A 605-nucleotide genomic window follows, 5' to 3' on the forward strand; every position below is an offset into this window, starting at 1 on the left:
CTCTCTCCCCTTCGTCGGAAGCGTCATATTTGTATAAGAAACCGGCATCCACCCCATCCAGACCGTAGCCGTCACCATTCGTCCAGCCAAGCCAATCCAGACGCTCCTCCAAAGCATCCACCGCAATCCCAGGCCACGACACCACAGTCTGCACACGCTGCAACTCCGGCGGAATAGCCACACCAAGGTCACGCACCCGGGCAGAACCCTCATAGTAGCCCTCAATGCGACAATGCCACGAAGACAACCTCTTAATACGATCGTACATGCCCTCAATCAGAGCCAACTCATCCGAGTTCATACCACAGACACCCGCTTCCTACCAGACCTATCACGCCGCCTAGCCTTCGCCATCTTCACACCAAGATACGCCAACGACACAGCCTCCAAAGGCACCTCACTGCCGTCCTTAAACGAGGAACCCCAACCCCACGCCGAGCCTTTATGTTTCTGTACAGCCGACCTCACAGCAATATCCAACATGTCACGGCGAGAATCGGCACGAGGATGAGAAACCACACCCGACCTGACACCCTCCAGGAAGGCTTGACACGCCTCCACATACACACCAGTATCAGCCACAATCACGCCACGACCGGGAACAC

Annotated in this window: 1 protein-coding gene; it reads right to left on the minus strand. The window is 56.2% G+C overall.

The annotated features are described in order from the left end of the window. The coding region (locus CSC74_RS17345; protein WP_211369685.1) for a hypothetical protein at positions 1–268 on the minus strand (268 nt) is incomplete at its 3' end. Positions 269–605: the final 337 nt, after the last annotated feature.

The sequence above is a fragment of the Pseudoxanthomonas yeongjuensis genome, from assembly GCF_010093345.1.
Taxonomy (GTDB): Bacteria; Pseudomonadota; Gammaproteobacteria; order Xanthomonadales; family Xanthomonadaceae; genus Pseudoxanthomonas_A; species Pseudoxanthomonas_A yeongjuensis.